21 protein-coding genes are annotated in these 25,538 nt (G+C 63.8%); 6 read left to right on the top strand and 15 right to left on the bottom strand.

Translation table 11 applies throughout. The features are described from left to right. Positions 1–145 precede the first annotated feature (145 nt). Positions 146–1,284 (bottom strand): IS3 family transposase gene (locus tag JOF57_RS30360; protein WP_209923866.1). Its coding sequence is split into 2 segments (ribosomal slippage): positions 146–1,011 and positions 1,011–1,284, totalling 1,140 coding nucleotides; the frame shifts between segments, so codons are not numbered across the junction. A 188-nt stretch (positions 1,285–1,472) separates the two neighbouring features. On the opposite strand from JOF57_RS30360, the gene JOF57_RS30355 reads away from it, so the two are divergent. After that, the gene (locus JOF57_RS30355) at positions 1,473–2,912 is read left to right on the top strand and encodes a type IV secretory system conjugative DNA transfer family protein (RefSeq protein ID WP_234939124.1); all 1,440 of its coding nucleotides are present in this window, start codon (positions 1,473–1,475) and stop codon (positions 2,910–2,912) included. A 198-nt stretch (positions 2,913–3,110) separates the two neighbouring features. Here JOF57_RS30355 and JOF57_RS30350 read toward each other — a convergent pair whose 3' ends face one another. Then, positions 3,111–4,109, bottom strand: coding sequence for a hypothetical protein (locus tag JOF57_RS30350; RefSeq protein WP_209923865.1), 999 nt, complete (start codon positions 4,107–4,109; stop codon positions 3,111–3,113). Between the two features lie 1,176 nt (positions 4,110–5,285). On the opposite strand from JOF57_RS30350, the gene JOF57_RS30345 reads away from it, so the two are divergent. After that, positions 5,286–5,447: a hypothetical protein gene (locus tag JOF57_RS30345; RefSeq protein ID WP_209923864.1), complete on the top strand. Its 162-nt coding sequence runs from the start codon at positions 5,286–5,288 to the stop codon at positions 5,445–5,447. A 331-nt stretch (positions 5,448–5,778) separates the two neighbouring features. Here the strand turns inward: JOF57_RS30345 and JOF57_RS30340 are convergent, their stop codons facing one another. From JOF57_RS30340 to JOF57_RS30300, 9 genes are all read right to left on the bottom strand, one after another. Continuing rightward, a complete protein-coding gene (locus JOF57_RS30340) occupies positions 5,779–6,345 on the bottom strand; it encodes a hypothetical protein (protein WP_209923863.1) in 567 nt (188 codons plus the stop codon). A 28-nt stretch (positions 6,346–6,373) separates the two neighbouring features. After that, positions 6,374–8,209, bottom strand: coding sequence for an AAA family ATPase (locus tag JOF57_RS31395; protein ID WP_209923862.1), 1,836 nt, complete (start codon positions 8,207–8,209; stop codon positions 6,374–6,376). After that, positions 8,206–10,338 (bottom strand): TrbL/VirB6 family protein, encoded by a 2,133-nt coding sequence (locus JOF57_RS30330; protein ID WP_209923861.1) that lies wholly within the window; start codon positions 10,336–10,338, stop codon positions 8,206–8,208. The genes JOF57_RS31395 and JOF57_RS30330 overlap by 4 nt, the downstream gene beginning before the upstream one ends. Beyond that, positions 10,335–12,881: an ATP-binding protein gene (locus JOF57_RS31390; RefSeq protein ID WP_209923860.1), complete on the bottom strand. Its 2,547-nt coding sequence runs from the start codon at positions 12,879–12,881 to the stop codon at positions 10,335–10,337. The genes JOF57_RS30330 and JOF57_RS31390 overlap by 4 nt, the downstream gene beginning before the upstream one ends. Beyond that, the gene (locus tag JOF57_RS30320) at positions 12,868–13,311 is read right to left on the bottom strand and encodes a hypothetical protein (RefSeq protein ID WP_209923859.1); all 444 of its coding nucleotides are present in this window, start codon (positions 13,309–13,311) and stop codon (positions 12,868–12,870) included. The genes JOF57_RS31390 and JOF57_RS30320 overlap by 14 nt, the downstream gene beginning before the upstream one ends. Further along, positions 13,311–13,586, bottom strand: a complete 276-nt coding sequence (locus tag JOF57_RS30315; RefSeq protein ID WP_209923858.1) for a hypothetical protein — start codon at positions 13,584–13,586, stop codon at positions 13,311–13,313. The genes JOF57_RS30320 and JOF57_RS30315 overlap by 1 nt, the downstream gene beginning before the upstream one ends. A gap of 70 nt (positions 13,587–13,656) precedes the next feature. Beyond that, positions 13,657–14,631, bottom strand: a complete 975-nt coding sequence (locus JOF57_RS30310) for a conjugal transfer protein (protein ID WP_209923857.1) — start codon at positions 14,629–14,631, stop codon at positions 13,657–13,659. 10 nt (positions 14,632–14,641) lie between these two features. Continuing rightward, complete coding sequence (locus tag JOF57_RS30305) at positions 14,642–15,781, bottom strand: hypothetical protein (protein ID WP_209923856.1); 1,140 nt, start codon at positions 15,779–15,781, stop codon at positions 14,642–14,644. Then, positions 15,778–16,146: a hypothetical protein gene (locus JOF57_RS30300; protein ID WP_209923855.1), complete on the bottom strand. Its 369-nt coding sequence runs from the start codon at positions 16,144–16,146 to the stop codon at positions 15,778–15,780. Before JOF57_RS30300 ends, JOF57_RS30305 begins: the two co-directional genes overlap by 4 nt. A gap of 109 nt (positions 16,147–16,255) precedes the next feature. Here JOF57_RS30300 and JOF57_RS30295 point away from each other — a divergent pair, with 109 nt between their 5' ends. The 4 genes from JOF57_RS30295 (at position 16,256) to JOF57_RS30280 (ending at position 19,758) form a co-directional block, all read left to right on the top strand. Beyond that, the gene (locus JOF57_RS30295) at positions 16,256–16,675 is read left to right on the top strand and encodes an XRE family transcriptional regulator (protein WP_209923854.1); all 420 of its coding nucleotides are present in this window, start codon (positions 16,256–16,258) and stop codon (positions 16,673–16,675) included. Further along, the gene (locus tag JOF57_RS30290; RefSeq protein ID WP_209923853.1) at positions 16,676–17,500 is read left to right on the top strand and encodes a hypothetical protein; all 825 of its coding nucleotides are present in this window, start codon (positions 16,676–16,678) and stop codon (positions 17,498–17,500) included. A gap of 67 nt (positions 17,501–17,567) precedes the next feature. Next, the gene (locus JOF57_RS30285; protein WP_209923852.1) at positions 17,568–18,287 is read left to right on the top strand and encodes a DUF2637 domain-containing protein; all 720 of its coding nucleotides are present in this window, start codon (positions 17,568–17,570) and stop codon (positions 18,285–18,287) included. Between the two features lie 148 nt (positions 18,288–18,435). Then, a complete protein-coding gene (locus JOF57_RS30280; RefSeq protein WP_209923851.1) occupies positions 18,436–19,758 on the top strand; it encodes a helix-turn-helix domain-containing protein in 1,323 nt (440 codons plus the stop codon). Between the two features lie 170 nt (positions 19,759–19,928). Here the strand turns inward: JOF57_RS30280 and JOF57_RS30275 are convergent, their stop codons facing one another. The 4 genes from JOF57_RS30275 to eccD all read right to left on the bottom strand — a co-directional run. Then, the gene (locus JOF57_RS30275; RefSeq protein WP_234939123.1) at positions 19,929–20,636 is read right to left on the bottom strand and encodes a hypothetical protein; all 708 of its coding nucleotides are present in this window, start codon (positions 20,634–20,636) and stop codon (positions 19,929–19,931) included. Between the two features lie 285 nt (positions 20,637–20,921). Then, a complete protein-coding gene (eccE, locus tag JOF57_RS30270) occupies positions 20,922–22,640 on the bottom strand; it encodes a type VII secretion protein EccE (RefSeq protein ID WP_209923849.1) in 1,719 nt (572 codons plus the stop codon). Next, positions 22,631–24,316: a S8 family serine peptidase gene (locus tag JOF57_RS30265; RefSeq protein ID WP_209923848.1), complete on the bottom strand. Its 1,686-nt coding sequence runs from the start codon at positions 24,314–24,316 to the stop codon at positions 22,631–22,633. The genes eccE and JOF57_RS30265 overlap by 10 nt, the downstream gene beginning before the upstream one ends. Beyond that, a partial coding sequence (gene eccD, locus JOF57_RS30260; protein WP_209923847.1) for a type VII secretion integral membrane protein EccD occupies positions 24,316–25,538 on the bottom strand: 1,223 nt, incomplete at its 5' end. The genes eccD and JOF57_RS30265, both read right to left, overlap by 1 nt.

Genomic DNA, 25,538 nt, shown 5'->3' with positions numbered 1-25,538 from the left:
GAGCTCGTGCGCAGCCTGGGTTGCAGAACGCGGATCGTGTTCGGGCGCGTTCATATACCGCCGATTCGGTCTGATGCTCATGGCGTAGCGATCATGGTGGCTCGCAGATGCGGGGCTGAGCGGGACCCGTTTGGTGGTCCAGTCGCTATGCGACTTTCGGTTGATGGGTCGTGGCCCACTGTAGGGCAAACTCGGCTGGGGTGAGCTCGCCGTGGGCAGAGTGGGGTCGGTTGGCGTTGTAGTCTCGGCGCCAGTCCTCAATGATTACCCGGGCTTCCAGCAGCGAGTCGAAGCGCCAGAGGTTGAGTAACTCGTCACGCAAACGGCCGTTGAACGATTCGACCCAGGCGTTCTGCCAAGGCGATCCGGGATCAATGAAAAGTGAACCGGCACTGTTGAATCGGCACCAATCACTGACGGCGTGGGCCACGAACTCTGGCCCGTTGTCGAAACGCACGTAGTGCGGCGCCCCGTGGATGAGCGCGAGGCGATCCAACACCTCGACGACGCCGTCGGCGTCGATGCTGCGATCGACTTCGATCGCGAGCGCTTCACGAGTGAACTCGTCGATGACGTTGAGCATCTTGATGGTGCGGCCATCGGCTGTGGTGTCGAACTGAAAGTCCATCGCCCAGATCACGTTCGGCCGGATCGGCGACATCGCACCGACGGCGACACCGATGCCCGTCAACCGCTTCTTGCGGCGACGTTGCGGCACCCGCAGGCCCTCCTCGCGCCAGAGCCGACGGATCCGCTTGTTGTTGACCTCCCAGCCCGCCCGGCGGGCCATCTTCGCTGCTCGCCGCCAGCCCCAGCGCGGCCGATCGGTGGAGAACCGACGCAGCCAGGCCCGCAACTCGGCTTCCTCGGTGGTGACCGGTGCTGGTTGCAGGCGCATCGTCGAGCGGTGAATGCCGACCACCGCACAGGCGCGACGCTCCGATACCCCGAACCGCTCGCGCAGCATTGCAGCTGCGCGGCGTTTGCGGTTCGGGGTCAGAAGTTTCCCGAGGAGATTTCCTTGAGCATGTCGATGTCGAGGGCCTGGTTGGCGACCAGCTTCTTGAGCCGAGCGTTCTCGGCCTCGAGTTCCTTGAGCCGTTTGGCGTCGTTGGCCTTCATGCCGCCGTACTGGGCCACCCAGCGATGCCACGTGGACTCGGTGACCTCCAGATGCCGGCACACCTCGGCCAGCTCCTGCCCGGTCCCCAGAAGCTTGTTGCCCTCGGCCAGCTTGCGGATGATCTGATCCGGCGTGTGCCGCCGGCGCTTATTCGATGCCATGTCGTTGGTGATTCTTCCTGCCCGAACACTCGGGCAACAGAGTCCCACAACGACTGGACCACTACAGGGGGCTCACCTCAGGGCCACGCGGCGAAACGCCCTTCGACATCCGCCGCGAAACTGGCTGCTGCTCACAAAGTAGCCGCGGGCGTTAGCGAGAAACACCCGCAACAGCCAAAGATCGGGATATGACTGAGAACCGCGTCTCTGAACACCGCATCTACACCCCCTACTGCGGTTTGCAGTACGACGAGACGACCAACCAGCCATTCATGGCGGAAAGTGCCCCGCACCTGCTTATATCGGCTCCAACGCGAACGGGAAAGACTCGCAGGATTCTTTCGCCGGCAGCTGTCATACATCCCGGCCCGTACGTCGGGGTGTCCAGCAAGCCTGACCTCGCTCAACTGGTCATGTCCAGGCGCTACATGGGACCAGTCGGGGTGATTGACCTGAGACCAACCAAAGCCGTGGTCTGGCCGGCCAACGTGCGTCAACTCGTCACCGACCCCACCCGATCCATCGAAACCGGCGACGACGCACTCACAGTCGCCGAAACCATGCTGGCCACCTCCGGCGTCGGTTTCGGAGGCGCTGCCAGCGGCCAGACCGTCGCCGCAGGCGGACTCTGGGAAACCAGCGCTGCAGCGCCCTTGGCCTGCCTGCTCTACGCCGCCAGCCCAAAGGGCAACAACCTCGGAATGCCCTGGGTCCTACGCGCGGTAGCCAGCCGAGGAGACGATGAGGAGTCCGAAACCCACGTCGGCGAAGTCGAATATCCGTCCTGGACAAATGCTTTCGCTCTATGCCCCTACAGCGACCTACGGGAACCGCTCATGGAGCTGGTCGCTATGGACTCCAGGTTGCGCGACAGCGTCACCATCACCATGAAAAAGGCCATCACACCGTGGGTTCGGCTCGGCCTGGCCAACAACCGCGACACCACCGCAAACGGGCCACAAATCGTCGAACACATGAGCATCGACTCATTCGACATGTCCATGCTCGAGGATCCCAACGCCAGCCTGTTCGTCATCGCACCTAACTCCGGAACCGTGGCCGGCGCCGCTGTCGCCTTGATCGACTCGATCATCCAGCACTTCCGCAAGAAGTCCGACACCGATCAGCTCACCCACCGACTCCTGCTCGAACTCGACGAAGTGTGCAACTCCTGCCCGCTACCGTCGCTGCTCAACTACGTCGGAGAATCAGCAGGTCTAGGTGTGAACATCATGGCCACGGTGCAGGCGTCGGAGCACTTCGAGGTCGTGTTCGGAGCCTCAACCGCCCAAGCATTGCGCAAGATGTTCCCCGGCACCCTCATCATGTATGGCTCGCACGAAAAGTACATCCTCGAAGAGGGATCCGACTGGCTGGGACTGGCCACGCGCCGCACCGAAGCCTACGAACCCCACGGGGGCAGCCGCGGGCAATCATCAGTATTCGGACCCCAAATCGACTGGCAAGACTTCCTCCCCCAAAACCGCGAGGAAGCCCACATTCTCGCTCGCGGTGGTCCAGGAACCCGTGTCCACATCCCCGACTGGACCGACTTCCTCACCATCTGGGACCGCGTTGTCCAACAACGCGCGTCACGCGCAGTACGAGGAAAGACGAACCCTAGATGAGATGGGTTGTCTCTGATCGCTTCGACCCGCGAGCTCTGCCCCTCGCCGATCGCCACTACAACCGGTAGAAGATCGGTAGCAATCAGTTCGTGCCGCCGGGATCGTGTCTGGTGTTGCTGGCACTCGATCGGCCGCACCAAGAAGGACAGTCTGTACGCGCTCGGACTGCGCATCCGGCGATGCATCGAGCTACCGTGATCACTTCGGCTTGCGATCCCGTCGCTCGGCGAGGCTCTTCAGCACCGTGGCCAGTCCGTCAGCGGCCAGGCCTTCGTCGCGCAGTTCGAAGCGATGTGGGGCCGCGCGCTCGCCGTCGAGGGTCGTGCCGTTCGCCCTCCGATTCGGATCTTTGTGCACGACAATCAATCCGAAATCCTCCAGAGCCGAATGAGTGTCCCAGACAGCGCGCGACAAGTCGTACTGCAGCAACCGCTCGCGCCCGCTGATATGGAGCTGGTCCGGTGCGTGAGTGCGGTCGGAGCGCTGTGCCAGGTCGCGAAGCATCAGCCACATCGCAATCTCCGACTTGCTTAGCGCATGGACCCAGCCGTTGAGGAAGAACGCTAGCGGGATGGTCACGACCCTGCTTGCTGTTCTCGGTCTGGTGTAGCGCTTCACAGCGGACGCTGACGCCCGGGTGTCCTCATTGAGATGCACTACGTTGAACCGGGGCGCACCCTTGCGGCCGCCCGTGGGCAATTCGGCCAGGCCCTGTTTGTCCAACTGGACAAACCCGCCTCGGATCTGGCGCTTGCGGTTCTCGCGGGAGTTACTCGAGAACGTCGATTCCTCTGAAGGCCTGTGCGAGGCTGGCACCGCCAAAAGATTGACGAGCCCGACCGGATGGTCCTCGGAGGCCTCGATCGGGATCTTCACCAGACCGTCCTTGCCAATCGTGGCGCGCGGTTGAGTTTGGGCCAGAAAGCACAGCGTGAGGCTGAGCGGCAAGGCCACGCCCTTGGTCAGCGACGCGAGTACGGCCAGAGGTGGCGGGTCAGGCAACTTCGGCTTGGGCCGATCGACAAGCCTCTCTAGGTCGTACTCGACATCTTCGACCAGTGGTGTCAGACGGCGGACATAGCCGCCCCGCAGTGCGATGTCGTTGGGGGCGTCTGGGCCGGCCCAGCGCGCAAGCCCGTGGCGGACTTCTTCGTCGACTGGGCGGCGACCTGCGCGCAGTGTTTCCAGGCGTGCCATGCGTTCCCCGATGATATCGCGTGGCGCTGGTGGATCGGCGTTCTGAGCGTCACCCTGTCCGTCAGTCATGGCGGCAACGATACCCGATCCCGCCCCTTTCCAGAAAGCGGATTGTCGGTCCTAACGCATTTCCGAGGTTCTGGAATCTTCGTCTAACTTCGACATCGACGGTAGGCGCGACAATCCGTTGTGCCTACCGCGTCGAGTGTACTCGACAACCGCGACGATCCGCGCTTCTCTTGAATCGTCAAGCCACGGACATCCGTGGTCGAAACAAGCCTCGGGCCCGGGGTTAACTGCCAACTCTCCTGAAAGGAGGCTCGCCATGAAACCTGACTACGTACCGCGTCGTCGGCCCCGCCCGATCTGGCCCGCAATCGGCGCTATCGCCGCATTCGCCCGCACTCTGCTCGACGTCTGGCGGTTCTTCCACGACAGCTAGGGCATGGGGCGGTCGGGTGGCAGAACAAGCCGGCGACCGCCCCAGCCACCGCGATCGCAAGCCGATCTACTCGGCGCGCAGAAGTTGCAGCTCCCAACGCACCATGTCCAACGCCGCGACCACCGACGGATCATCGGGATCCACGCCTTCACCGATCAAAGCCCAACGCTCCACGAGTTCCACAATGATTTAGACGCGGCCGATACCGTTTCGGTTCCCTGCGCCAAACGATGGCTGACAGACACCGTCGCGCAGACAGTCCAAACTCAGCAGAGCTGCCGGCGCTGGGAGGCGACACGCCCATCGACGCGCACAGTTTCCCTGCGATCGCTGCAATTGGGGCTGCGGAGAAAATTCACCGGTGGCGGTAAACATTCCGCCGCTTGGAAGTCTCAGCTGAGGTTCCGGCTCACGGCGCATGTTACGAAATGCACAACCCGACCCGGTCGTGCCCCGTCGTGCCGATATTGGACACGAAAACCCCGTCCTGGCTCATCTGCGATCAGTCAGACTTTGGGGTGTGGGGAGGGTGCAGATGTTGTGATTCGGTGTATTTGGAAGCGAAGGTGGCCGAGGTGCTGGCGTGTGGAGCGCCTCGCGAACTACGGTCCGAACCACAAGTGAAAGGTGAAGTAGCACAACACACAAACGATCGCCCCCTCAACAAAACCCTGGCAGGTGTCGCGGGGGCGATCGTGTCCATATCGAACGGCTAGGAACGAAGGGACATACCCATGTTAGAACGAACGAAGGCCGCTCTGAGCGGTGATCGACGAATCATGGCTCTGCTGGTCGCGGGGTGGGCGGCAGTGGCAGTGGTCATCTCGCTCCGCGAACCTGCGGCCGCCCCGGTGGTCATGGTGCCAATGGTGGTCACACTGCACCGCGTGATGTAGGCCGCTGACCGCGATGGTTGGCCACCCGCTGCGGTGGCCAACCATCGAAAGCGCCGATGCCACCGCCGTATTCAGGTCGGCTGGCGCCGAAAAACCCTGGCATTCAAACAAGTGCGGACAGTGGAAAGTGGAATCGGGTCATGGCGTCGCGGACCGTCGGTGTTGCGGCGGCCGGGCCTAGCTGCCGTCCGCCGCCAGCAAAGGGGCAAAATCCTCAGCCAAAAAAGGACCGCTTCAGCTTTGCACGCCAGCATCTTTCGGAGTATGCAAACACCCCACCCTCACAACAATCCCGAACTGTCGGTTGGGGTGGTTGGGGTTGGGCTCGTTCTCACACAGTGAGGGAATTCGCAGCGTCCTGAGCGACATTGGTCGAGACCCACCGGAAGAGGATGCTTTCGTAGTCTTCGCGCTGGTCTGGCCATCCGGGCACTGGTCGACTCAGACGGAATCTGGTTCCGAGCAGTTCCGAACTGTCAGCATTGGGCGGAGGGAACGTAGACGGCACACCGGCACCGGTGGACTCTATCCGGTTCTTCATCCATGCGTGACCGTGCGGCGTGACCTCCTTTTCAAGGATGTTCGCTTCCACAACCCACCTGCTTTCGCCGCGCTCTGGTTGCTTGCTAGACAGGACGAAGGCGACTAGGCACCCGCGTGGCGGTTCTTGGACGGATTTCCAAGAGCCACTGGCGTAGTGGACGATGTTGGCTACGGGCACTACCAGGCCGCCGCCGACATCGATTGAGGTGACCAGTGTGGCTTTGAGCCTTCCGCCGGATACAAACTCAACCCGGTCGAAGCCGGCTTCGGTGCCATCTACGAACACGACTCTCGCGTCGTCAATGACGTCGAGCACGGTGTTGCCTACTGGCTTGGCGGTATCGAGAAGGCCCATAGGTTGGTTCGCTTCCTGTGTTAGGTGTCTATGCCTGCTGGAGGTGCTGGGGTAGCGGGATTTTGGCCGAGTCCATCACGATGGCCGCGGCGCCGCGCAGATCATCAAGGGTTACCGTGCTGGCTACGTCGAGATCGGCCGTTGTGAGGTCGATCGTGTCATCTTGTGCCAGACGGTTTTTCATTTTGTCTGTGGACTTGTCGAGTATGTTGCGGATGAACCGACCGTTGTTGAGTACGTCGGTCAGGGTGAATCCTTCGGTGCCCTTCTCGATGAAGCCGGCATCACCGGCAGGGGTGGCGTAGAGGTATTCGACCAGGCTGCCGAGGTGTTCGCGTGCGTCGTCGGTGATGGTGACATCGTAGTTTCCCGCGATGAGGTCGGCGATTTCGACGAGTTCGGTTGGGGTGTAGGACGGAAACTGCAATGTGTGGGGAAAGCGGCCGCGCAGTCCAGGGTTGGCCGTCATCAGATTATTCATCGGGCCGACGTAGCCGGCTAGGCACAGCATGGTGTCGCGGCGATGTTCCTCAGCGAACGTCATCAGAACATCGAGCGCGATGCGTCCGAAGTCACGTGCGTTGTCTTCCTGGTAAAGGGTGTATGCCTCGTCGATGAACAACACACCGCCTTGCGCCTCTTCCAGAAGTTTCCTGGTCTTCGCCTCGGTATCCCCGATGTGCTCACCCACCAGGTCGTGACGGTTGACTTCACGGAAGTACGACGACCTCAACAGCCCCATTCCGCGATACATCCGACCCAAAATTCGGGCGATGGAGGTTTTCGCGGTCCCTGGTGCACCAGTGAGCACCATGTGCAGCGGACCCTGTGCCTGGCCGACTGTACGTCCCCGTTGAGCCATGATCTGGTCGTAGCGCTGCACGTTCTTCAGTTCGATCACGTGCGCCTTGACCGAGGTCAGGCCCACCAGACTTGTGAGTTCACTACTGGCCTGCTCCAAGACCTTGGCCGCCGCCTCGCGCTGTTCGTCATCGTCGATGTCGGCCTGGGTGGGACCTGAGGAGGGGTTCCATTTTTCGGTGCGGGCACTGATAGCGGCTGCGGTGGTGGTCAGTGGCGCATAGGTGGGATCGGCCAGTGCATCTATCGCGCCGGGAAGAAGGGTGCCGTTGAGGATGGCGGCCTGAAACGATGCCCGAGCACTGGTCTCATCGCCCAAGCAGCGTTGGCACAAGCCTTTGTAGAAGGACGCTTCAGCGACGATCACCGGGGCGATGGGCTTGCGCTGTACCAGCGGATCCAGGATCGTCAGAGCCACCCGGTACTGGGCCAGACTGGTCTGGGCAATGCCCAACAGCAACTCCAAGGAGTTGTCGATCTGCGGCGTAGCCGTGCCATCGGTTTGAGTGGCCCAATGCACCACATCAGACCAGCGCTGCGTGACATAGTGCAGCGTCGCCCTGACGAACAAGTGGAGACGTTCGGTGATCGGCCGCGCCTCAGCATGCTCGGAGCGCAAGTCCAGACTGTTGAGCGCGTCCTCGGCTGCGTCGTAATCACCCGTCGAGATCAACGTTATCGCCCACGCCAGCTGCAAGCCACCAGGTGTCGTCGGATACAAGTCCAGGTAGCCCACCGGCGCACCGACGGAGGGCCGCAACGTCTCGTCGCTCAGCCCGTGGCGACGAGTCTCACGATGCAGCGTGTCGCGAGTCTGTACGGCCATTCCCAGCACGGCGGGGGTGACCTCCCCCGCCGCGGCGCGGCCCACCCAGGCATCACACATGCTGGGGTCACTTTCGGTCGCACGACGAAACGCGGACAGGGCCGCCGACTGATCGCGCGGGTCACCGAACAGCCCCAGTGCCGCCAACCCCCGGTCAAGCAAATCGCGTGCGGTCACTGCTGAGTCCCCCTTGAATCACGTGTTGAGCTGCGCGGCCGCAATTCTAGAGCCGCTGACTGTGCCTGGCCCGGATCAGAGTCACGGTAGCGTTCGATACCAGGCGCTTCCTGGCCCGTCGTCTGCACCAACTCCCGTCCGCTACCCGCGTCGCCCTGTCGCTGGGGCCGGCCGCGTGAGGGCAAACGGGGACTCGCCGCGCTGTCATATCCTGGTGTCGAATCACTGCCGGCCGGGCGACGATCGTGACCGTGGCCGCCGCCCCGGTTACCTGGACGATCTGAGGCGTGCTGCTGGGCACCCTCGCCTGTGGCGGCGGCGCGCTGTTGCTTGGCCTTCTCGCGGTGCTTGCGAACGGCGTGCACGGCGGCTCCTGCCGCCGCCGCAGGCAGCGCGACCTCGGGGGCGGCGATATCGGCGACTGCGGTTGCCGCTGCGCGTCCCTCCGTTGCGGTGGCACCCTTTTCCGCGGTGGCAGCGGCGGAGCGGCGGTTGAGCAGCCGCTCTGCGACCCATTTCTTGCTGACCTGACTGCTTTGCGGACGCTGCGTGAACGTATCGAAGCTCGGAGCGCTGGTCGCGGACTCGGGACCGTCCTCAGCGCCATTTTCACCACCGGGGCCGCGGTTGCGCCGGAACCGATCCCGCAGGCGATCAGCTTGATCGCGGGCCTCGTCGACGCGGCCGCGAGCATTGTCGTAGCTGTCGCGCCCATGCTGCACGGTCGAACCAAAAGCGCCCCGCACACTCTGGCTGATAGCACCGATCCCATCGCTGTGGAATTGCCGCTCGATGAAGCGGAACAAGAGCAGCAGAACCACCGACGCCGCCATCACGATCAGCATGCGCGGGGTCACACTCAACGTCCCGTGCCCCAACGCCCCGGTTGTCAACGCGAACCCCATCCACACCATGACCAGACCGAGAAATGCCGTGTAGACAGCCAATTCGACGGCGTGAATGAGAAGCTGCCACCCGCAATGCTTGGCGTAATGCAAGGCTCGCTCAGCCAGGCCGGTCATCCCGATCATGAAGGCCGGTCCCATGACGGTGCCGAAATATGCGGCTTTCAGACCTACCAGAAAGTTTGTGATCGCCACGTACCAAAGAAACACCGACAGCACGAACCCGCATGCCACGAACACTGCCGCCGTGAAGAAATCGCCACCGTCAAGATGCTGGGCGTGGGCCATTGCTGTGACTGCGCCGCACCCACCTTCGCTCACCGGCCCCATCGCGTGGGCCGGCCCCGGGCCTGACCCGCCTCCGTTGATGATCGCGTCCGACCACTTGGCAGCACAGCCGGGAATGTCATCGACGACCGTTCCGAAATTCACCACCTGCATCGGCTGCCGCACAGAGGAGGTAACCAATTCTCCAAGAAGCGAATTCAACTGTGCCTCAAGTGATTGACCAGGAGCGTAGGGGTTGCCGCGCGTCGCCTGGGCGATAGCAAAGCCGGTCTCGCGGCCAAGGGCCAGCAGACCGTGCTCGCTGTAGAGCTCCCCGATCGGGTCGGCGAAGACCGTCATGAGTAGCACCGTGAACAACGCTCCGGTGCCGATCAACGCCCAGCCGCGGCCGCGGTCACCGCGCAGAATCCGCATTCCTCCGATCGTCACGCACAGCGTCAGCGAGATCGGCCCCAGATATGCCATCTGTGCCACGGTGTTGACCGCGTTGTAGACGGGCCTGGCGATCGAAGCGATCGCCACCAACCATCCCGCCGACATAGCGAAGCGCACCAGCCACAGCGAAACGCCGAGCAGAAACACGTATCCGCTCGTGGCCAGCGTCAGCCACCACGCTGCGGTGGAATGGGTCACCGCCGTCTCCAGGGCTTGCCCCATCCATTTCATCCAGCTTGTCGGGTCGAGCAGCGACACGTCTTGGCCGTTGTTGAGTGCGGCTTCTGGCGTGGAGACCATCGACACGAAGTACGCGGCCGCCGGCACGTTGTAGCTGTCGCGCAGCCCCGTCCACCCCACCAGAGCTTCTCCTGTGGAGGCAGCGGCGCGCGGAGCAGCGCATACTGCCCACAGCGCCAGGGTGTGAACCATGCCGATGACCACGATGACCCGACGTAGGTGCGGGTTGGTGGCCGACCAATACGCCACGCGCTCGGTCATGCAGCGCTCCCCTCGACAAGTAGGGGCGTGCTGTCCATATCGTCGGCGAGGTCGGCATTGGGTGCCCCATAGAACTTCACGCGCGACTTGCGGGCGAACTCATCGACAAGGAATCCTTCGCCGCGCCGGTGCGGGGCGACAATCCCGATCTCACTGTCCCCGTAAACGCGTGTGGTGTCGGCGGGGCTGGTGTCCACCATGTAGGACTCCACCACATCGGGGTATTGCTCAGGATCGATGCCCGCCCACGCCAGCGTGTCCTGCGCCAGCGTCTCGTCAGTGACTCGAAAGAGCCACTTCTGAGTGATGAATTTGTCTCCCATGCGTGCCAGGTGGGCAAAGTCCTGGCAGATCAACCACACTCCGGTCGCGTGCTTGCGTCCCTGGGTGGTGATGCGGTGGGCCGTGCGGGCGCCTGGCGGATAGGCCAGCAACTCGGCGCATTCCTCGAAGATGATGGTGCCGAACTGCTGGCGACGCTGGAACAACTGGTGCTGGTCCAAGTCGACGAGCAGCCCGTACATCGCCATGCCTGCGACCTGACGAGTCTGCAGATCCAATCCAGCGCCTCCAGCCGACGCCGCGGCGATATCCTCTGCCGAGGGCAGGGCCAAGTTCTCAGTCAGCCAGATGGTGACCTGGGATTCGGTGTCGTAGGGCTCCTTGCGGGTCGGGTCGAACAGCGCTTGCGTGTAGTGCGACGACGCGGCCGCCTCCAATAGGAGCAGTAGTTCGTTGTCGTGCGGGTTAGGTTGTGCCCGAAGGTATTCGATGAGATCGCGCATCCGACGAATACCGTTGCCTTCGCGGTGATCGGGCCGCAGCGCCACCTCGAACTGCGCTCGCATGGGGCTACGGGCGTCGATGCCGAGCATCGGCAGTATGTGGTCGGCGGCGCGGGATCCGGCTTCCTCGTAGGGGAAGATCAGTAGTGGGTCCAGCGACATCGCCGATCGGGTGGGGTCAATCACCAGGACGTCAGGTGCGGATCGGAATGCCCGTGCCCATTCGCCGTTGGGGTCATAGATCCGCAATTGGCCGCGGCGCAACATCAACTCGAATGCCGAGAGTTTGACGCGGTTCGATTTTCCTGAACCCGGTTCACCGATGACAGCCAGTCCGGTGTTGTGGTTGCGCCGTGCCGCACCTTCCGGGTCGTGCAGGATGGGACGTCGCCGTGCGGTGTTCTGGCTCATCGCCACCAGGCTTCCCGTCGAGTTTCCGCATTCCTCACTGCTCAACGGCAGAAACCGTGACCAGCGGTGCGCGGTGGTTGGGTGCCGAAACTGGTTGACGGGGCTGCTGGTTTCGCTTCCCGGGTTGAACGATTTCCACAGGTGCCGGTGTGATCCGCGGCGTCGGGCGAACGCAATGGCCACGGTGTCGAGTTCTTGACGGATCTGTTTGACCGCGTCGTTGATGACATCGATCGACTCGGCACCCACGGCGATCACCGTGGCGATGTCGAGTTCGCGTTCGGTGGGGTTAGCGCTGAGTTCACGAGAAAAGTCCATGGTGCCATCGAGCTTGTCGAGCAATGCCTCGGCGTCCGCGTCGTCCCGGCGGGCGGCGCGCTGGTTGAGCTGATCGCGAAAGTTCTTGGCGTTGCGGCGATTGGTTGCCAAACCCTGTTCGGGGTTCCGGCTGTTGAAAAACTCCCCGTAATCGATGACTGCGGGCGTATCGATCCGGTCGAGAGCCTGGAAGAAATTCGCACGGGGAAACCTGATGCCGTTCTTCGGAAACGATTCCAAGGTCAGTAGGGCTTGATAGCTCACCGGTCCGACCAGCTGATCGTCGTTGTCGCGTTCCTGGACGCGCACCACCGAGTGCCGGCTCGGCCACCAGCGGTACCGCCGTTCGCTGTTGGCGCTCTCATCGAAATCCCAGCGACCGAACATGTATCCCGGCAGTTCATCTGGACCGACCTCGCGCGGTGGCAACGGTTCCCGGAACACCCCGCGCAGTGCGGTGTGCCGGTGGTGCCACAGAATCTGGGCCGGGGTCGCGGGCAGAATGTTGAACTCGTCAGGCATCGCCTCAACGATCTCCACGGCAAGTTCGGCGTAGGCACGCAACGACGACTCCGAATCGGCGTCGCGCCCGATCGCCCAGGTCGCCACCTTCCCCAACTTCCCCGCCGTGGTCCGCCCGTCTTTGCCCGAATCGACCGGGATGGTCAACCAATTCACGCGTTGATCCAGCCCGCGCCCATCCCCAATCTGAAGGGGATCGGCAATGATCGCCGGCCACTCCTGGCGGCAGTACCCCTCCCACGCAGAGTCAGGCCGGTGCTGCCCCACCATGTTCGACACCAGAAGCTCCTGGTCATCATCGGCGACCAGACCGTAGAGCATGCTGCCGGAGGGAAGATTGCGGCCCAGGTTGCGGTGTGAGGCCGCGGCCCGATTGAAGGCAGGCATCGGTTTCAAAATGGTCGGCACACCGTGCACCAGAAAATCGGCGTACACCCCCGAGTTCGTGAAGCGGAGGTTGCCCACCACGTTCGTGGGCGGATCGAACGACGTATCAACGTGAACCACGACGACTCCTCACCGTCACCGGAACTGAAGGGGCAGGGCGAACCGCAGGTGTCGAAGCGCCCACTGGGCTTGGCCGCACCGATGTCGCGGCGCGACGCCCCGCCACAGCGGTGGCGAAGAACTGGGCGCGTGTGAAGAAATCAGGCCTGGCCTTGGGCAGCAAGAATCGCAGGGCGACAACAAGGATGAACGTCGAGGCCACACCAACACCGAAAACCTTGAGCAGATCCGGTGACTGAGGGTGATGTCGCATCCATATCAGGACCGGACCCATGATCGACAAGATCGCCGCCAGCTCCGGCCACCGGTACGGCCCACCCAGCAGCTTGTTGCCTTGTGATGTCTCACCGACCCAGATCTGAATGTCACGGATGCCGGTCCAGATGTGGGCGTTGTCCCCTGACCCCTGCGCGGCGTTGGACTGACTCATCAGGGGGCGTAGAGGCTGTTGGAGTGGGGCAGTTCCTTACGGACTTCCTGGTTTCCGAAGTCCTTGATCGCCACGACGTTGGAGATCAGGATCGCCAGGAACACGCCGCCGAAGAACACCCCGATGCCGGCTCCGATGCCCATCTTCACCGAGTACTTCAGGGACAAGAAGATAGCCAGGGCCATGGCGCCGATCACGCCCCAGAAAACGATCGAGCCAAACACGCTGGCGCCGAGCCCATTGAGTCCCCCAGCGGCGACATTGACGGTGACCATAATTGTGATTTCCCTTCTGTTGCAACGGATATAGATAGCGCCCCGGTCCCTATGCAGACCGCGACAACAGCTAGCCTCCCGACGGGCTTGGCGATGCTGGCTCTGGCTGCGAGTCGGCCAGGGCCGGAACCGGATCAATGCCGGCGACAAACCAATTGCCACCGGACGCACGCAACTTCAGCGGATACGACAGGTCATAAGGCGTCCAGTTGGAAGAAGACACCGATACGGTTACCCGAACCCCCAACAGAAAGTTGTCTTCGGGGACCTCAGGTGGGTCAGCGATCGCTGAAACGCCGGTCACCGTGGCGCGGGCGTAAGGCACCTTGATCGGCCTCAACCCCGAATCCGTGGTCACATATCGGTCCAAAGTCCCGGCCGGTTGGCACTCGTTCTGGGTGCCGTCCCCGGTGTTGGCCAGGCATGGGTTGTTGGTCAGAAACGTGCTGACGAAGCCGGCAAGCATGGTGGCAATGGGGTGGTTGTTGGCGATCGACACCGGATATCCCAGCTCGACATCTGCCCCCAGAGGCGGTTCGTCGACCGACGCCAGATTGTCCAGCGCACGTACGGCGTCCCCGCCATACACCCCCACCGGAATTTGGTAGTAGGCGCGTACCGGGGCAGCGCTGGCATACTCCTGCTCGGTCACCCCCACCAAGACCCCGTAGGTGCGCAGGTTGTCCAACTCGCCGCCAGCTCGTCGCGCGTACGCCGCTGGATGGGTCACGATCAGCGACGGCGTGGCCGGCAGGGTCAGCTTGCCGGCGTCGGGAAAACACCGCGACAGATCCGTGCCCTGTGCGCTTGATGCGCTCAGATACGTTGTCACACAGTCGATAGCGAACGCCTTGACAAGGTCGGCCGCGTTGATCGTCTTGTCGGCGATCTGAGCGATCGGAGGTGGCGGTTGCGGAAGAATCCAGTCTTTGAGAGTGCCCATGCCGCTGATCGATGAAGTCACCACCAGCACGCCGAGGATGATGCGGCCCGCGCCTCGGGTGCTTGTGCGGAACCGATGCTCCCAGGTCTTGTTGAGCTTCACCACAATCCCCTCAGACCTCGTGCCCAATGAGTCGAATACTGCTGATCGCGAACTTGCCGTCGGACGGGTCGGCCCGGTTGTCGTCGGGCAACAGTGCTTCGTCGTTGGTCGCCGGAACCCCTGGGCCCGACCCGAGGATCGAGCCGACCAAGTCACCATTGGTGGGTTTGGCCGGCGCGGTGGTCGGTGTGGCGATCCGAGGCGGTCGGCTTGTCTCCTGGATGAGCACGGTCACCACCGAGGTCAACACACTTGGCATGGCCATGCGGACCTCACCATGAGTCAGGCCAGTGTCTTGGGACTTCACCGTGTTGGCCGGGTCGTCGAAACTCCACTGCACCCGTTTGACCACCCGATACTGCGGCCACGGATCAGCCTGATTGACTCCATTGCCTTTGAGCACCGCCCCTGGGGTGATAGCGACTGCAGTGACCCGTGCGGGCCGGTCCAGGACAAGCGTCAAGTACTCGCCCGGGGTGTCGGTTGCACACACCCACGGCGCATCCGAGTTGAGGTCTGCAAGCAACTGCGCCGGGGTTGACCCGGGCAACCGATCACACGCGGAGGTCGCGGTGAACCGCAACGGTCCATCGACCTCCTTGGGGGTCTGCGACACCGGAGGTGGAGGCGCAGGCTTGGCCACCGGGCTCGGCGGTGACGGCGGCGGGACAGGATCGCGCGAGGTTGCCGTTGCGATCACCAGCGTGACGATCGTGGCCACCGCTGCCGCAGCGGCAAAACCGCCGGCTACCCACGGGTTGAATCGGCGCGTACGGCCCTGCTCCTCGGTGTCAGGGCTGCCGATTCCGGTGACGTAAGCGGACGTGTCGAGATCAACCGGCGCCGAGGGCAGTTCAGCCCCTCCTAGCGCCTCGTCGCTGGCAACGGCATCCAGTGGACCCTCGTCCTCGTCGAGCTCGTCGACATAAATGTCGTCATCGTCTGCGGGCTCGCTATCGAGATCCGAATCCGCCTCGTCGTCGGGTTCATCGGGCATATCCGGGTCATCAAAACCAGCGCGGCCGAAACGATCCGCCTCGTCGGTGCCGTCGGCGCCCCTGACCGCAGAGGCTCGGACATCGTCACCGGAGCCGTACTGACGCTTCAACCGGGTAATCCATTCGGCCGGTTCACGATTCGGTTCGGTCATCGACGGACCTCGCCCCCGAGGGAAAGCACACCCGAAACTGGCTGGCGGACAGGCCAAGTGGGCGGAGGACGTAATCCTCTCTCATCACCACGAACCAGGTACAGCTCCCCCGCGGCCGCCGACAACGGCATGTCGTTGCCGACCGGGTGCACGATCGACGCCTGCGGCGCCATCGAGTTGCACAGGTGGCCGGCATGATCGCGATCAGCCTCGCCCCGGTGGCGCAGCAACCACCGAGCACCCAGCCACACCGCAACCAGCACACACACCAGCGGCCAATAGCTGATGATCAGGTCGAGGACCGCAACCACGACAAGGCCCGCCAGCGCGCAACCCATCGCGAGCACCGTCAGCAGCAACTTCATGGTCAACCCCTTCTCCCTGATGGTCAGCTTTGGTCGTCACAATAGTCAGCTTCAAGCCATTTTGTCGACGGCCATAGACGACTTTGGTTGAATATGGTTGATTTCTGGTGTGGAAGACATCAACAACAGCCACGACTCGGTGGCCGACAGCGGACCAGCGCGACTCGACCACTTCGTCCGCAGACGCACCGCACAGTTGCGCATCAGTTCCAGCGAACTGGCCAGCAGGGGCGGCCCCGATCGGTCAACCCTCCACAAAGCCATCAACGGCACCGGACGCCGACTCCGGGACTCAACGCTGACCCGCATCGACAGCGCCCTCGGGTGGGCACCCGGGTCAGCCGCACGAGTCCTCGACGGAGGCCTCCCTGAGACCCGGATGGCCCTCACCGGCACCGACGACCATGCCGTCACTGTCATCGGCGCCTCGCTGGACATCCTGCGCGAAGCCCGCGATCTCATCAGAGAATCCGAAGCGCTGCTGCAAGGCCTGCTCGGCGACCGCGCCGACCAGCCACAGGTGAGTTAGATGCCCACCGCCATCGACACTTTCGCCGAACAACGCCGCGCCTGGATCGCCGGACACGCCGGCATCCTGCTCATCCAAAAACGTCGCGCCGAACGCCTAGGCAAGGCCATCCGAGCACGCGACCGCGCCCGCACAGGAGCACGACCAGATCCGCACGACGACGACGTCACCGCGCCCCTGGTGTTCCGTCAGATGTCCACACCGACCGGAGGATTCGAGACCGCCCTGGTGGTGGTCTGCGCGCTCGCTGCTCCTCTCGCGTGGCCCCTTGGACGGCTGCTCTACGGCAAGATCACCACACTCATCCCCGACCGGCTTATGGGCTACCCGATCCCCGCGCTTTTCGGTACCGCCGCCATCTGCGGCCTGCCACTTCCTGTGGTTTACGACCCTGCGGCCAGCTTCACCTCGGTTGTCCTCGTGCCCTGGCTCCTGGCGCAACTACCCGCAGTGTTTCTCGCCGCCGCGATCTACGGCATCCTCGAAGGATGGTTGGCAGTTGAAGGCTCCAGCCACTGGTGGCCGCTGACCCCCGAGGCCACCGACGTCGATGAGAATCTCTTCCTCGGTGGCCGCGACGTGGCCATGCCCACCCTGCTCGATCCACCGGCCCCCCAGGTTCCCCGGCGCCGGCCCCTTTCGGTTCCGCGCTTCGGAGTTCCCACCCTGCACTGGACTCCATTGCTGATCGCTAGCGCACCCGTCGTCCTCGGAATCCTTTGGTACATCTGGCAAATCGCCGCAGCGATGCTGCACCTGCCTCTCGACATGCTCCACAACAGCCCTCCGGCCTACCCCGAATACGACTACACGCCCTACCCCTGAGGCTGCCATGGACAACGCACTCGTACTCACAGCCCCGCTGCCGACTCTCACCTTTAGCGCCCGCCTCATGGCTTTGGCATCCGCAGCCATCGAGGCGATATTCAGCTCCGTCGCCGAGGCTGAACGTAGACGCGCCCGACTCTATTTCCGGATTGTCCTCGCCCTCGCGACCGCCACCTCCATCGCCGGAAACGGTGCTCACGCATGGGTTTCAGAGACCATCGACGTACCTCGTCAACTGGCAGTCGCGGTTGCCGTCGCCCCACCGGTGATCCTCATGCTTTCCATCGAGGGCCTAGCCATCCTCGTCCGCAACCTGCGTACGTTCAACTTCATCGCATGGGTGGCTCTCGCCATGACAGCCGTGATAGCTGTCGGTGCCTTCGTTCTGTCCTTCGAATCCCTGCGCGACCTCGCAATACGCTCAGGAATCACCATCGGACTGGCCTTCTTGTGGCCAGCGATCGTCGATGTCACCATCGCCCAATCCACCATTGCGCTGGTCGTCCTGACCCCACGGGCCAAAGACCCCGAACCCGAAGGCGCCGAGCTCGACACCGAAGACTCAGACGAGGCGGAACTCGACAACTGCACACCTGATGCCGAACACGCACTACGCGCTACCAAAGTTCTTAATGCCCGTCGCCGACTTCGCAAAAACACCGGCGAAGTGCAACGCGTTCTCGCACTCGCCGACCGCGGCGAAGAGGTCGCCGACATCGCCGCACAAACCGAGATGCACCCGAGCACGGTGCGGCGGATCTTGGCCGCCGATCTAGCGGACTGACGCATCACTGGCCCATGAATCAGCCGCATGTGGCAGTCCACGCCACGTGCGGCGTTGTCGGGCAGTTTCAGCCACAGCCGCATCCCACGAATCCGACACGATAACAGGACATAACTAGACCTATGTTAAATGCTGTTATTGTCCATGCATGGATATAACCCGCACCGCCCACATCGGCGCATACCTTCAACAACACCGACTGCAGCGCGAGCTCAGCCAGAGCCAGGTCGCCGACCTAGGAGGTCCGTACCGCCAAGCCCAAGCCGCCATCGAAGCCGGCGACAACACCGACATCAGCCGCTACGCACGCGAATACGACCGCGCCTACCGCTGGCCCGTCGGCATGACCGAGCGCCTGCACCAGCACATCCAAGCGGGCCTCACCGAGGAGCCACAGACGGCCACGTACGGCGACCGGTACACCGAAGCCGTCAACACCACCGGCGAACCGCCACGTGTCGCCACGCTCGGCTTCATCGCCGAACCTGGCCCCGACCTCGGCCAGCCCGTCGACCTCGAACCCGAGCAGACACTGCTCACCAACGGCCATCCCCTCGCGCTCACCACGCTCGCCAACAGCCGGGCCGGCATCACCTTCCTCGACACGACTGTCGACAACATCACCACCGCCGATGGCGACACCCACTACCTGCGGCAGATCCACAAAGAACTCACCAGGTCTGAGACCATTCCCACTCGGAAAACCGTCACCTACCAGGTTGGGGCAGACCAGGACTACAACCGGTTCGGTGACCTGATCACCGTCGACCCGGTCAATTCCCTCACCGGGACCTCAGGAGCCCGAACTCTCGCCGCCGGACTCATCGCAGCAGCCCAATACGACGCACAGCCAGGAAAAGTCGAGTCCATCGCTTACACACTTCTGGGCATCGCCGCGTATGGCGGCGGGATGCAGACCATCACCGACCTTGGTCCCCAAGGCGCACAGGGATACACCAGTTTCCTGGACTACTGGAACACCACGTTCTACAAGGCCAGCCAAGCCAGTCCAGCCTTAGCATCACCAGACCGGACAGTCTGCGCGCTCTTCGCGGGCCTGCTCGCCGCTCGCGTCCGCGACAGCACCTGGCGCATCGACGGCCAACAACGGCCCGCCACACACATTCCGCACACCGGCCCCGCCCTTGTCGACGTCGACGAATGGAACCTCAGCGACAACATCGTCATCACCTACGACGCCCAGCTTGCCCCCGAAATCCCCGTTGCCATCACCAAAGGATTCCGCACCGGCGCCCTGCACTACTACGCCGCTAACGCCTGGACAAAGATGGCAAGCCACGCCGTCGCCCAACACCTTGGCAGCGGCATCGGCCTCACCACAGCCCCCGACGAAGCCATCCTCGCCGCCCGCGATGACAAAACCGCAACCCTGACGCACTGGATCGGGTCGACCGCGATCTACACGCCAACGTACGGGCTTCCGCGTCGGATCAACCTGCCAAACTGTTGATGGCGCCGAAGTCGGCGCGGCGACTGCGCTCCGAGTTCACGTACTGGCATCCGTGGCGATCGCGGGGATCCAGTTCCGGCGTCGGACAAGGCGCGACACGTCCCACCCGGAAAGTGGAGCGGTTCAACGGCAGCCTGGCCATCAAACGCATCCACAGTCGTAGCGATGTCTCAGCGCTGTCCCTGAGGTCTCCACGATGCCCAGCGTTCCGGTGACCGCCGGGCCAGGGCGTACAAGTACTCGTTGAGGTCGCCGCCGTTGAACTGTGCAATGGTGACCACCTCGTCACCGGCTTGGTGGATGGCGGCCGCATGGATCGCCGGGTCCTGCTCGTCGAGACTGATCGTTGGATCGCCGAATGTAGCTCCACATTCTCGGCATTGGTAGTAGCCGAACAGAATCGGCTTTTCACATACAGGATCGAAGCGAGCGTGGACGTTGTCGCCCGTCATGATGTGCGGGCCCGTATCCAACTTCAGGTGTGAAAGGACTTCCAGCACTTCGTCAGGACTTGCCCACACAACTCCTTCCCGGCCCGGACTCCAAAGGCGCCCGCTGTTGCCGAATTCACGTGCGTCCATCCACGGTGGTAGCAATTGGAGGTAGTTGTCGGTGGCGCCGAGGTCGCGCATCTCGTGCGAAGCCAAGACGGTGCCGTCTTTGGTGTGAACGGGTTCCCATTCGCCGAAAAAGCAGCGATATGGCCACCCGGCTTCGTTGATTTGGCGTCGGTCGAGCACGACGTTTCGTTCCACGACGGCACTGATCGTGACCGGTTTGCGGCTGGTGCCGTAGACGTTGACGACTTTCTGATCACTGAAGTCGGGATCGGGCTCGATCGGACCGTCAACAACCACGCGATAGACATCGCCGGGCACCGGACCTACGCCCGGGGCGACGTACTGTGCGGCATAACCTCGCGCTACCCCGAGATGAGTGGTGAAGTGCACCCGATCGGGCTCGTACTTCGGCATCTGCAGGGGCAGGCCGGGAGTGCACAAATACGCTGCGGTGTAGTCCAATCCGAGCTCAGCGGCCGGATAGATCAGATCTCCGGGCCGTCCCCCAGGCACGCCGCCGTGGTAGAACGTCCGCTTCCATCTCCGCTTCTGAGCTTTCTTCGCCATTCGATCACCCATCCCCCCATGAGATTTGACGCGACACTACTGCTGGCTGCCGACAAGGGCGGGCTGCGGTGGCCGAGCCGGCGCCGTGGCGGCGTCTTCGCCGCGGATGGTGATCGGTTCCAGCGGGACGTCGAATTTGGCGGTGTTGAGTTGCAGAGATTTTGCGCCGTACTGATCGATCCAGATATCGGGGCTGTAGCCGGGGCGCGGCGGGCCGACTGCGACCGCGCTGCGTGCTCCTGGGCAAGGATTGCTGCTGCTGATGTGGTGAAAGACCATGGTCGGTGGCCTGGGTGGCTGCTCGGTGTGATCTCGGGTCGTCCAAATCCTCGAGGAGGCACCGGTCATCGACCACCGGCCCACGGCGTCGTAGACCGCGACGAGCTCGCCGGCTGCCGAGGCACGCCGGATCAGCTGTCGAACGGTGGCATCGTCGACGTTGGCCGCGATGCGGGTTGGTCCGGCCGGGTCGAAGAACGGAATGAGCACCGATCCGGCCTGTCGTGCCGTGCGGTCGTCGCGCGTCGCGCCGATCAGAATGCCTGACGGGCCGACCGCGACACACTCGTCGAGTGCGTCGGTGAGCTCGATTGTCGGCAACAAGGTGGTCAGTCGCGCCGCACCAGGGATGGTGCGCACCAACACTTCCCACTGTCGGCCAGTGCACCGGCGCAAAGTCGTAGCCGGGGTGGTGCGAAGTGGTCGACTCGTCACCAACCGCACGAGGGCGCCAACACGTACACCCTCGTCGTAGCGGCGCAGCGCGACCACCACCGTGGTGTGGTCGGCGTCAATCGACCAGAGGTCTTCCAAGGCTCGCGGTGTCAGGTGATCGGCGGGCAGGTAGTAGCTGGTGGTGTATCCATGCCCTGGTTGATGCAGTGTGGCCCAGCAATCGTGGTAGGTCGCGTCGAGGCGTTCCGCTCCCCCTACGGTGGCCGCGGTGGTATTGCGCATCTGGGCGGCGGTGAGAATTTCGGCGCGGCATCCGGCTTGGCGCAACGCTTTGACAATGCGCTGTGTCGCGGCGATGACAGCGGTCACGCTGTTCGGGCGCCACATGAGACCGGAGGTGGTGTCGGCGGCGTGGGTGTCGAGGCGAACCACCAGGGTGGCGCTGCGTTGCCCGACGACGGGTCGGCGGCCGATGAACGCGGTGAACGCCGCGCCGTAGGGGTCGGCGGTATAGCTGCGCGTACCTTCGGCGACCACATCAACATCGACCCCCAGACTCGCCCGTTTCATCTCACCGGCGATGACGGTCAACGGCACCGCGTTGGGGGTCTCAGCCCGATTGGCAGTCAGCAGGGTGGGCAGGTACGGCCGGCCCCACAGCGCCACCATCGTGACGACGGTGTGGTCCTCGACGAGCACCCCCACGTGCGTGGTGTCGTTGATCGCGACGTCGGTGAAGCGATCCTTGCGAACGCGATCGACGGCAGCAGTGTCGGTCTGCTCGTCGTCGCTCGGCGATCCGGGATCGGGGGTTGGTGCCTCTTCGCGCTTGTTGTCCGAGGGAGGTTGCATCACCTCGTGCAGGTGGTAGCGACGGCGACGAACCCAGTGCGCAAACTGGATTGCCCACTGCCACAGGGTCATATCCCGAATGGGAACTACGAACAGGCACACCGCGAGCGCAGCGCCGACCGCGACTGCCCATATCGCTGGGGCGCCGGCGGCGTACGCGGCGGCCGCGATGGGCAGTGCGGCGATTTCGGCGGCAATAAGCTTGCCGACGTACGGATTCAGAGCCATCGGTCCTCCCATGCGCCCGCCGAAGTTTCAGCGCGGCGACGTCGTCTCATCACAGTCATTCCCCAGGCCGCGGCGCCGATCACCATTGCGGCGATGCCGGCGACTGCTGCTGCGCCCCATCGTGGCCGGGGATCAGGGGCCGGGGGTGCAGGCTTGTGTCGCAGGGGCATGTCGACCCCTGGCGCGAGCCAATCCCCCGGGGGCACATCCCATGTCAAGGCGGCCACCGGATCGAGCACGCCGTATCCCACGACCGTGTCGCGGCCTCCAGCCGGAGGTGTGGCGGTCGCCTGCAGACGCCGAATCACTTGGTGCGCCGAAAGATCCTTGAATTTCGCGCGGACTAGAGCAGCGACGCCGGTGGTGTAGGCCGCGGCGAACGAGCTGCCCACGATCGGCTTGAGCTTGTCGCCGTCGATGGAGGCGTTGACGACTTTCCCGTCGGGGGACAACCCCACCGTGTCGGTCCCTGGTGCTGCCAGACCCACCCACGGGCCGTGCAGCGAGGCCGCTTCGCCGGTCAGGGGGGTGCCGGAACTGTCAGTGGCTGCGACGGTGAGCACGAACTGATCGAAGATCGCTGGAGCGGCGATCGTTCGGACCGTATTCCATCCCAGCGGATCGCCTGGCGTGTTGGGCGAAGGTTCGGGATTTTGGTCCTTGCACTGCTCGGTGCCCGCGTTGCCCGCGGCCGTGACGATGACGACGTCGCGGTCCACGGCCGCGTATCGCAGTGCGGCACCCAGTTCGGTCAGGTCTGCGGGCTTGGCTGCCGAAATGCAGGCCACCACAGAAATATTGATGACTTTCGCACCCAGGTTGGCCATATGCACCACTGCCTGAGCCATCCCATGGATATCGCCGACACGGCGCACATCTTGGGTGTTTTCTCCGAACTTGGGTTCGGCGAATCCGAAGGTTTGCGCGGTCTGACGAATGCTGATCAGCGTGGCATCCGGGGCGATCCCGATGACGCCATCGGGCCCGCCACCTGGTGGCGGCGACGCGGGCGCGGGCACCGCCGGTGCCGGACCCCACGCCGGAGCTGCCTCCGGCGGCGGCGCATCCCCTGGAGGCGGAGGGGGCGGCGGCGGTGGCGGTGGTTGGGTGACCGTCGCGGTTACGGTCACTGTCGGTGGTGGGGGCGGTGGCGGTATCGGAACTGGTTGCGGCGCACCTTCAAGCGGTGGGGGCGGGGCAGCATCGACGGGACGCACAGGCAGCGGGGCGCCGGAAGGCGCAGCCCCGATCAAGGAAGCAATGAGGGTGCCATGAGCGTCGCAGTCCGACAAGCCGTCACCGTAGCGACCCATCACGTAGTCGCCCCCGGCGACCAGGTGCGGTAAGCGCGGCTGCGGTGCCACCCCAGTGTCAATGATCCCGACCACCACACCCGCGCCGGTGGATTCCTTCCACGCCGCGGGCATGTCGAGCATCTGAAGCGGAGGGGGCAGTTCACGGAAGTCGCTGCCGGGAAGTTCGGCGGTCTGCACGCATCCGGCGACCTGTTTCATTGGCTCGGCCGGGCCGGGCTCAGGGTCGGCGGGTGCGGGGCCCGGCGGCACGACGGGCGGCTCCACTGCCCAGGCGGCCCCGGTGTCGCAGACAGCCACGACGGTCGTGATCAGCCCTGCGGCGAGCCCGACGCGGCATCCGCGTCGAATCCTGCTGTTCATCACACGTCACCGAGCATGTTGCGCATCATCGAGGCCAGGCCCAGCAGCCACACCGCCAGCGGCAGGAGCGGAAGCAACAAGGCGTACTCGACGAATTCGACAATGCGTCGAATCGGCGCGTTGACTTTCGCGGTCACCACGACCAGGCCGACCACGAGCCCGAGCACCGCGATACCCACGATGACGGCAACGCACACCAGCGATGTCGTCAGGTCCGGTGGTGTGGTGGAGGCCGCGTAGCGTCCGATGATCACCGCTACTGCCACGACGGGAGCGACCGTGAGGATGATCGATTGCCAGCGGTCGGCGAACGAACGTGCTCGCAACAGCACGATGAGCGCGATCGATAGCGCCACCACCAAGTACCACGCTGCGTACTTCTGGCCGGGGATGACCGCATAGCGGGCGGCCACCACGAGCACCGCCGCGCAGCCCAGCATCGCTCCAGTGGCGACGGCGTTGCCCCGTCGTGCCCATCCGGCGATCTGCTCAGGTTTCTCGGTTCCGGCCGGGTACACGGGCGAGACCGAGTCGCGCGGCGAATTGGGGCGTCGTTCGAAGACTCCCCGCCCGGTCAGCGATGGGAACCATGGCCCGGGAACCCCGGAGGTGATCACCATGGTGTTGGAGGTGTAGGTGACGATGATGAGCACCACGATCAACATCACCATCGCGAGCCGTTCAGGTCGCACCTGCCATCCTGATCCTTCTACGGCCAAGACCGCTGCGGCGGCCAGTCCCGCGACGACGATCGCCGCGACCGCGCTCAGATGTCGATCGGTCCAGATGGCCAGGAGCACTGCCGCGCCGGCGGCGGCCAGTACCGCGGCCAGAGCGTGCCATGTCGTGGGATGACCCGGTATCGACGTGGCCACCGCTGCGGCCAACGGGATGATGGCCGTCCAAGCGAACCCATCAGCGGCGGCGCGCCGTTGCGGTTGGTTGGCGTTAGCGGCTGCCCAGGCTCCAGCGACGAGCGCGACGGTCAGCACCCACGACACCACCGCGGGAATCCATCCACCGCTGTACCACCAGGAACGCAGCAATATGAGCTCAGCCCATGCGGTGAGAGCGGCGCCGAGGGCCAGTGCGACCTGGCGCGGTGTGTGCTCATCGGTGCGGGTGAGTTGGCGTTCGGCCTCTTGGGCGACTGCGGTCGATACGTCCTCGATGACCGGCTCGAAGCGTTCGGTGACCTCAGAAGGCAACAGCCACAGGCAAT

The sequence above is a fragment of the Mycolicibacterium lutetiense genome, from assembly GCF_017876775.1.
GTDB classification, from domain to species: domain Bacteria; phylum Actinomycetota; class Actinomycetes; order Mycobacteriales; family Mycobacteriaceae; genus Mycobacterium; species Mycobacterium lutetiense.
This window is presented reverse-complemented; position numbering and strand designations above follow the sequence as displayed.

Excerpts from the sequence above, each read along its gene's own strand:
- JOF57_RS30285 (WP_209923852.1), top strand. The coding sequence starts at position 17,568 with ATGGCTTTGGCATCCGCAGCCATCGAGGCGATATTCAGCTCCGTCGCC.
- JOF57_RS30305 (WP_209923856.1), bottom strand. The coding sequence starts at position 15,781 with ATGACCGAACCGAATCGTGAACCGGCCGAATGGATTACCCGGTTGAAG.
- JOF57_RS30320 (WP_209923859.1), bottom strand. The coding sequence starts at position 13,311 with ATGAGTCAGTCCAACGCCGCGCAGGGGTCAGGGGACAACGCCCACATC.
- JOF57_RS30340 (WP_209923863.1), bottom strand. The coding sequence starts at position 6,345 with ATGGGCCTTCTCGATACCGCCAAGCCAGTAGGCAACACCGTGCTCGAC.
- JOF57_RS30330 (WP_209923861.1), bottom strand. The coding sequence starts at position 10,338 with ATGACCGAGCGCGTGGCGTATTGGTCGGCCACCAACCCGCACCTACGT.
- JOF57_RS30300 (WP_209923855.1), bottom strand. The coding sequence starts at position 16,146 with ATGAAGTTGCTGCTGACGGTGCTCGCGATGGGTTGCGCGCTGGCGGGC.
- JOF57_RS30315 (WP_209923858.1), bottom strand. The coding sequence starts at position 13,586 with ATGGTCACCGTCAATGTCGCCGCTGGGGGACTCAATGGGCTCGGCGCC.
- JOF57_RS30355 (WP_234939124.1), top strand. The coding sequence starts at position 1,473 with ATGACTGAGAACCGCGTCTCTGAACACCGCATCTACACCCCCTACTGC.
- JOF57_RS30265 (WP_209923848.1), bottom strand. The coding sequence starts at position 24,316 with ATGAACAGCAGGATTCGACGCGGATGCCGCGTCGGGCTCGCCGCAGGG.
- JOF57_RS30280 (WP_209923851.1), top strand. The coding sequence starts at position 18,436 with ATGGATATAACCCGCACCGCCCACATCGGCGCATACCTTCAACAACAC.
- JOF57_RS30350 (WP_209923865.1), bottom strand. The coding sequence starts at position 4,109 with ATGGCACGCCTGGAAACACTGCGCGCAGGTCGCCGCCCAGTCGACGAA.
- eccE (WP_209923849.1), bottom strand. The coding sequence starts at position 22,640 with ATGGCTCTGAATCCGTACGTCGGCAAGCTTATTGCCGCCGAAATCGCC.
- JOF57_RS30290 (WP_209923853.1), top strand. The coding sequence starts at position 16,676 with ATGCCCACCGCCATCGACACTTTCGCCGAACAACGCCGCGCCTGGATC.
- JOF57_RS30345 (WP_209923864.1), top strand. The coding sequence starts at position 5,286 with ATGTTAGAACGAACGAAGGCCGCTCTGAGCGGTGATCGACGAATCATG.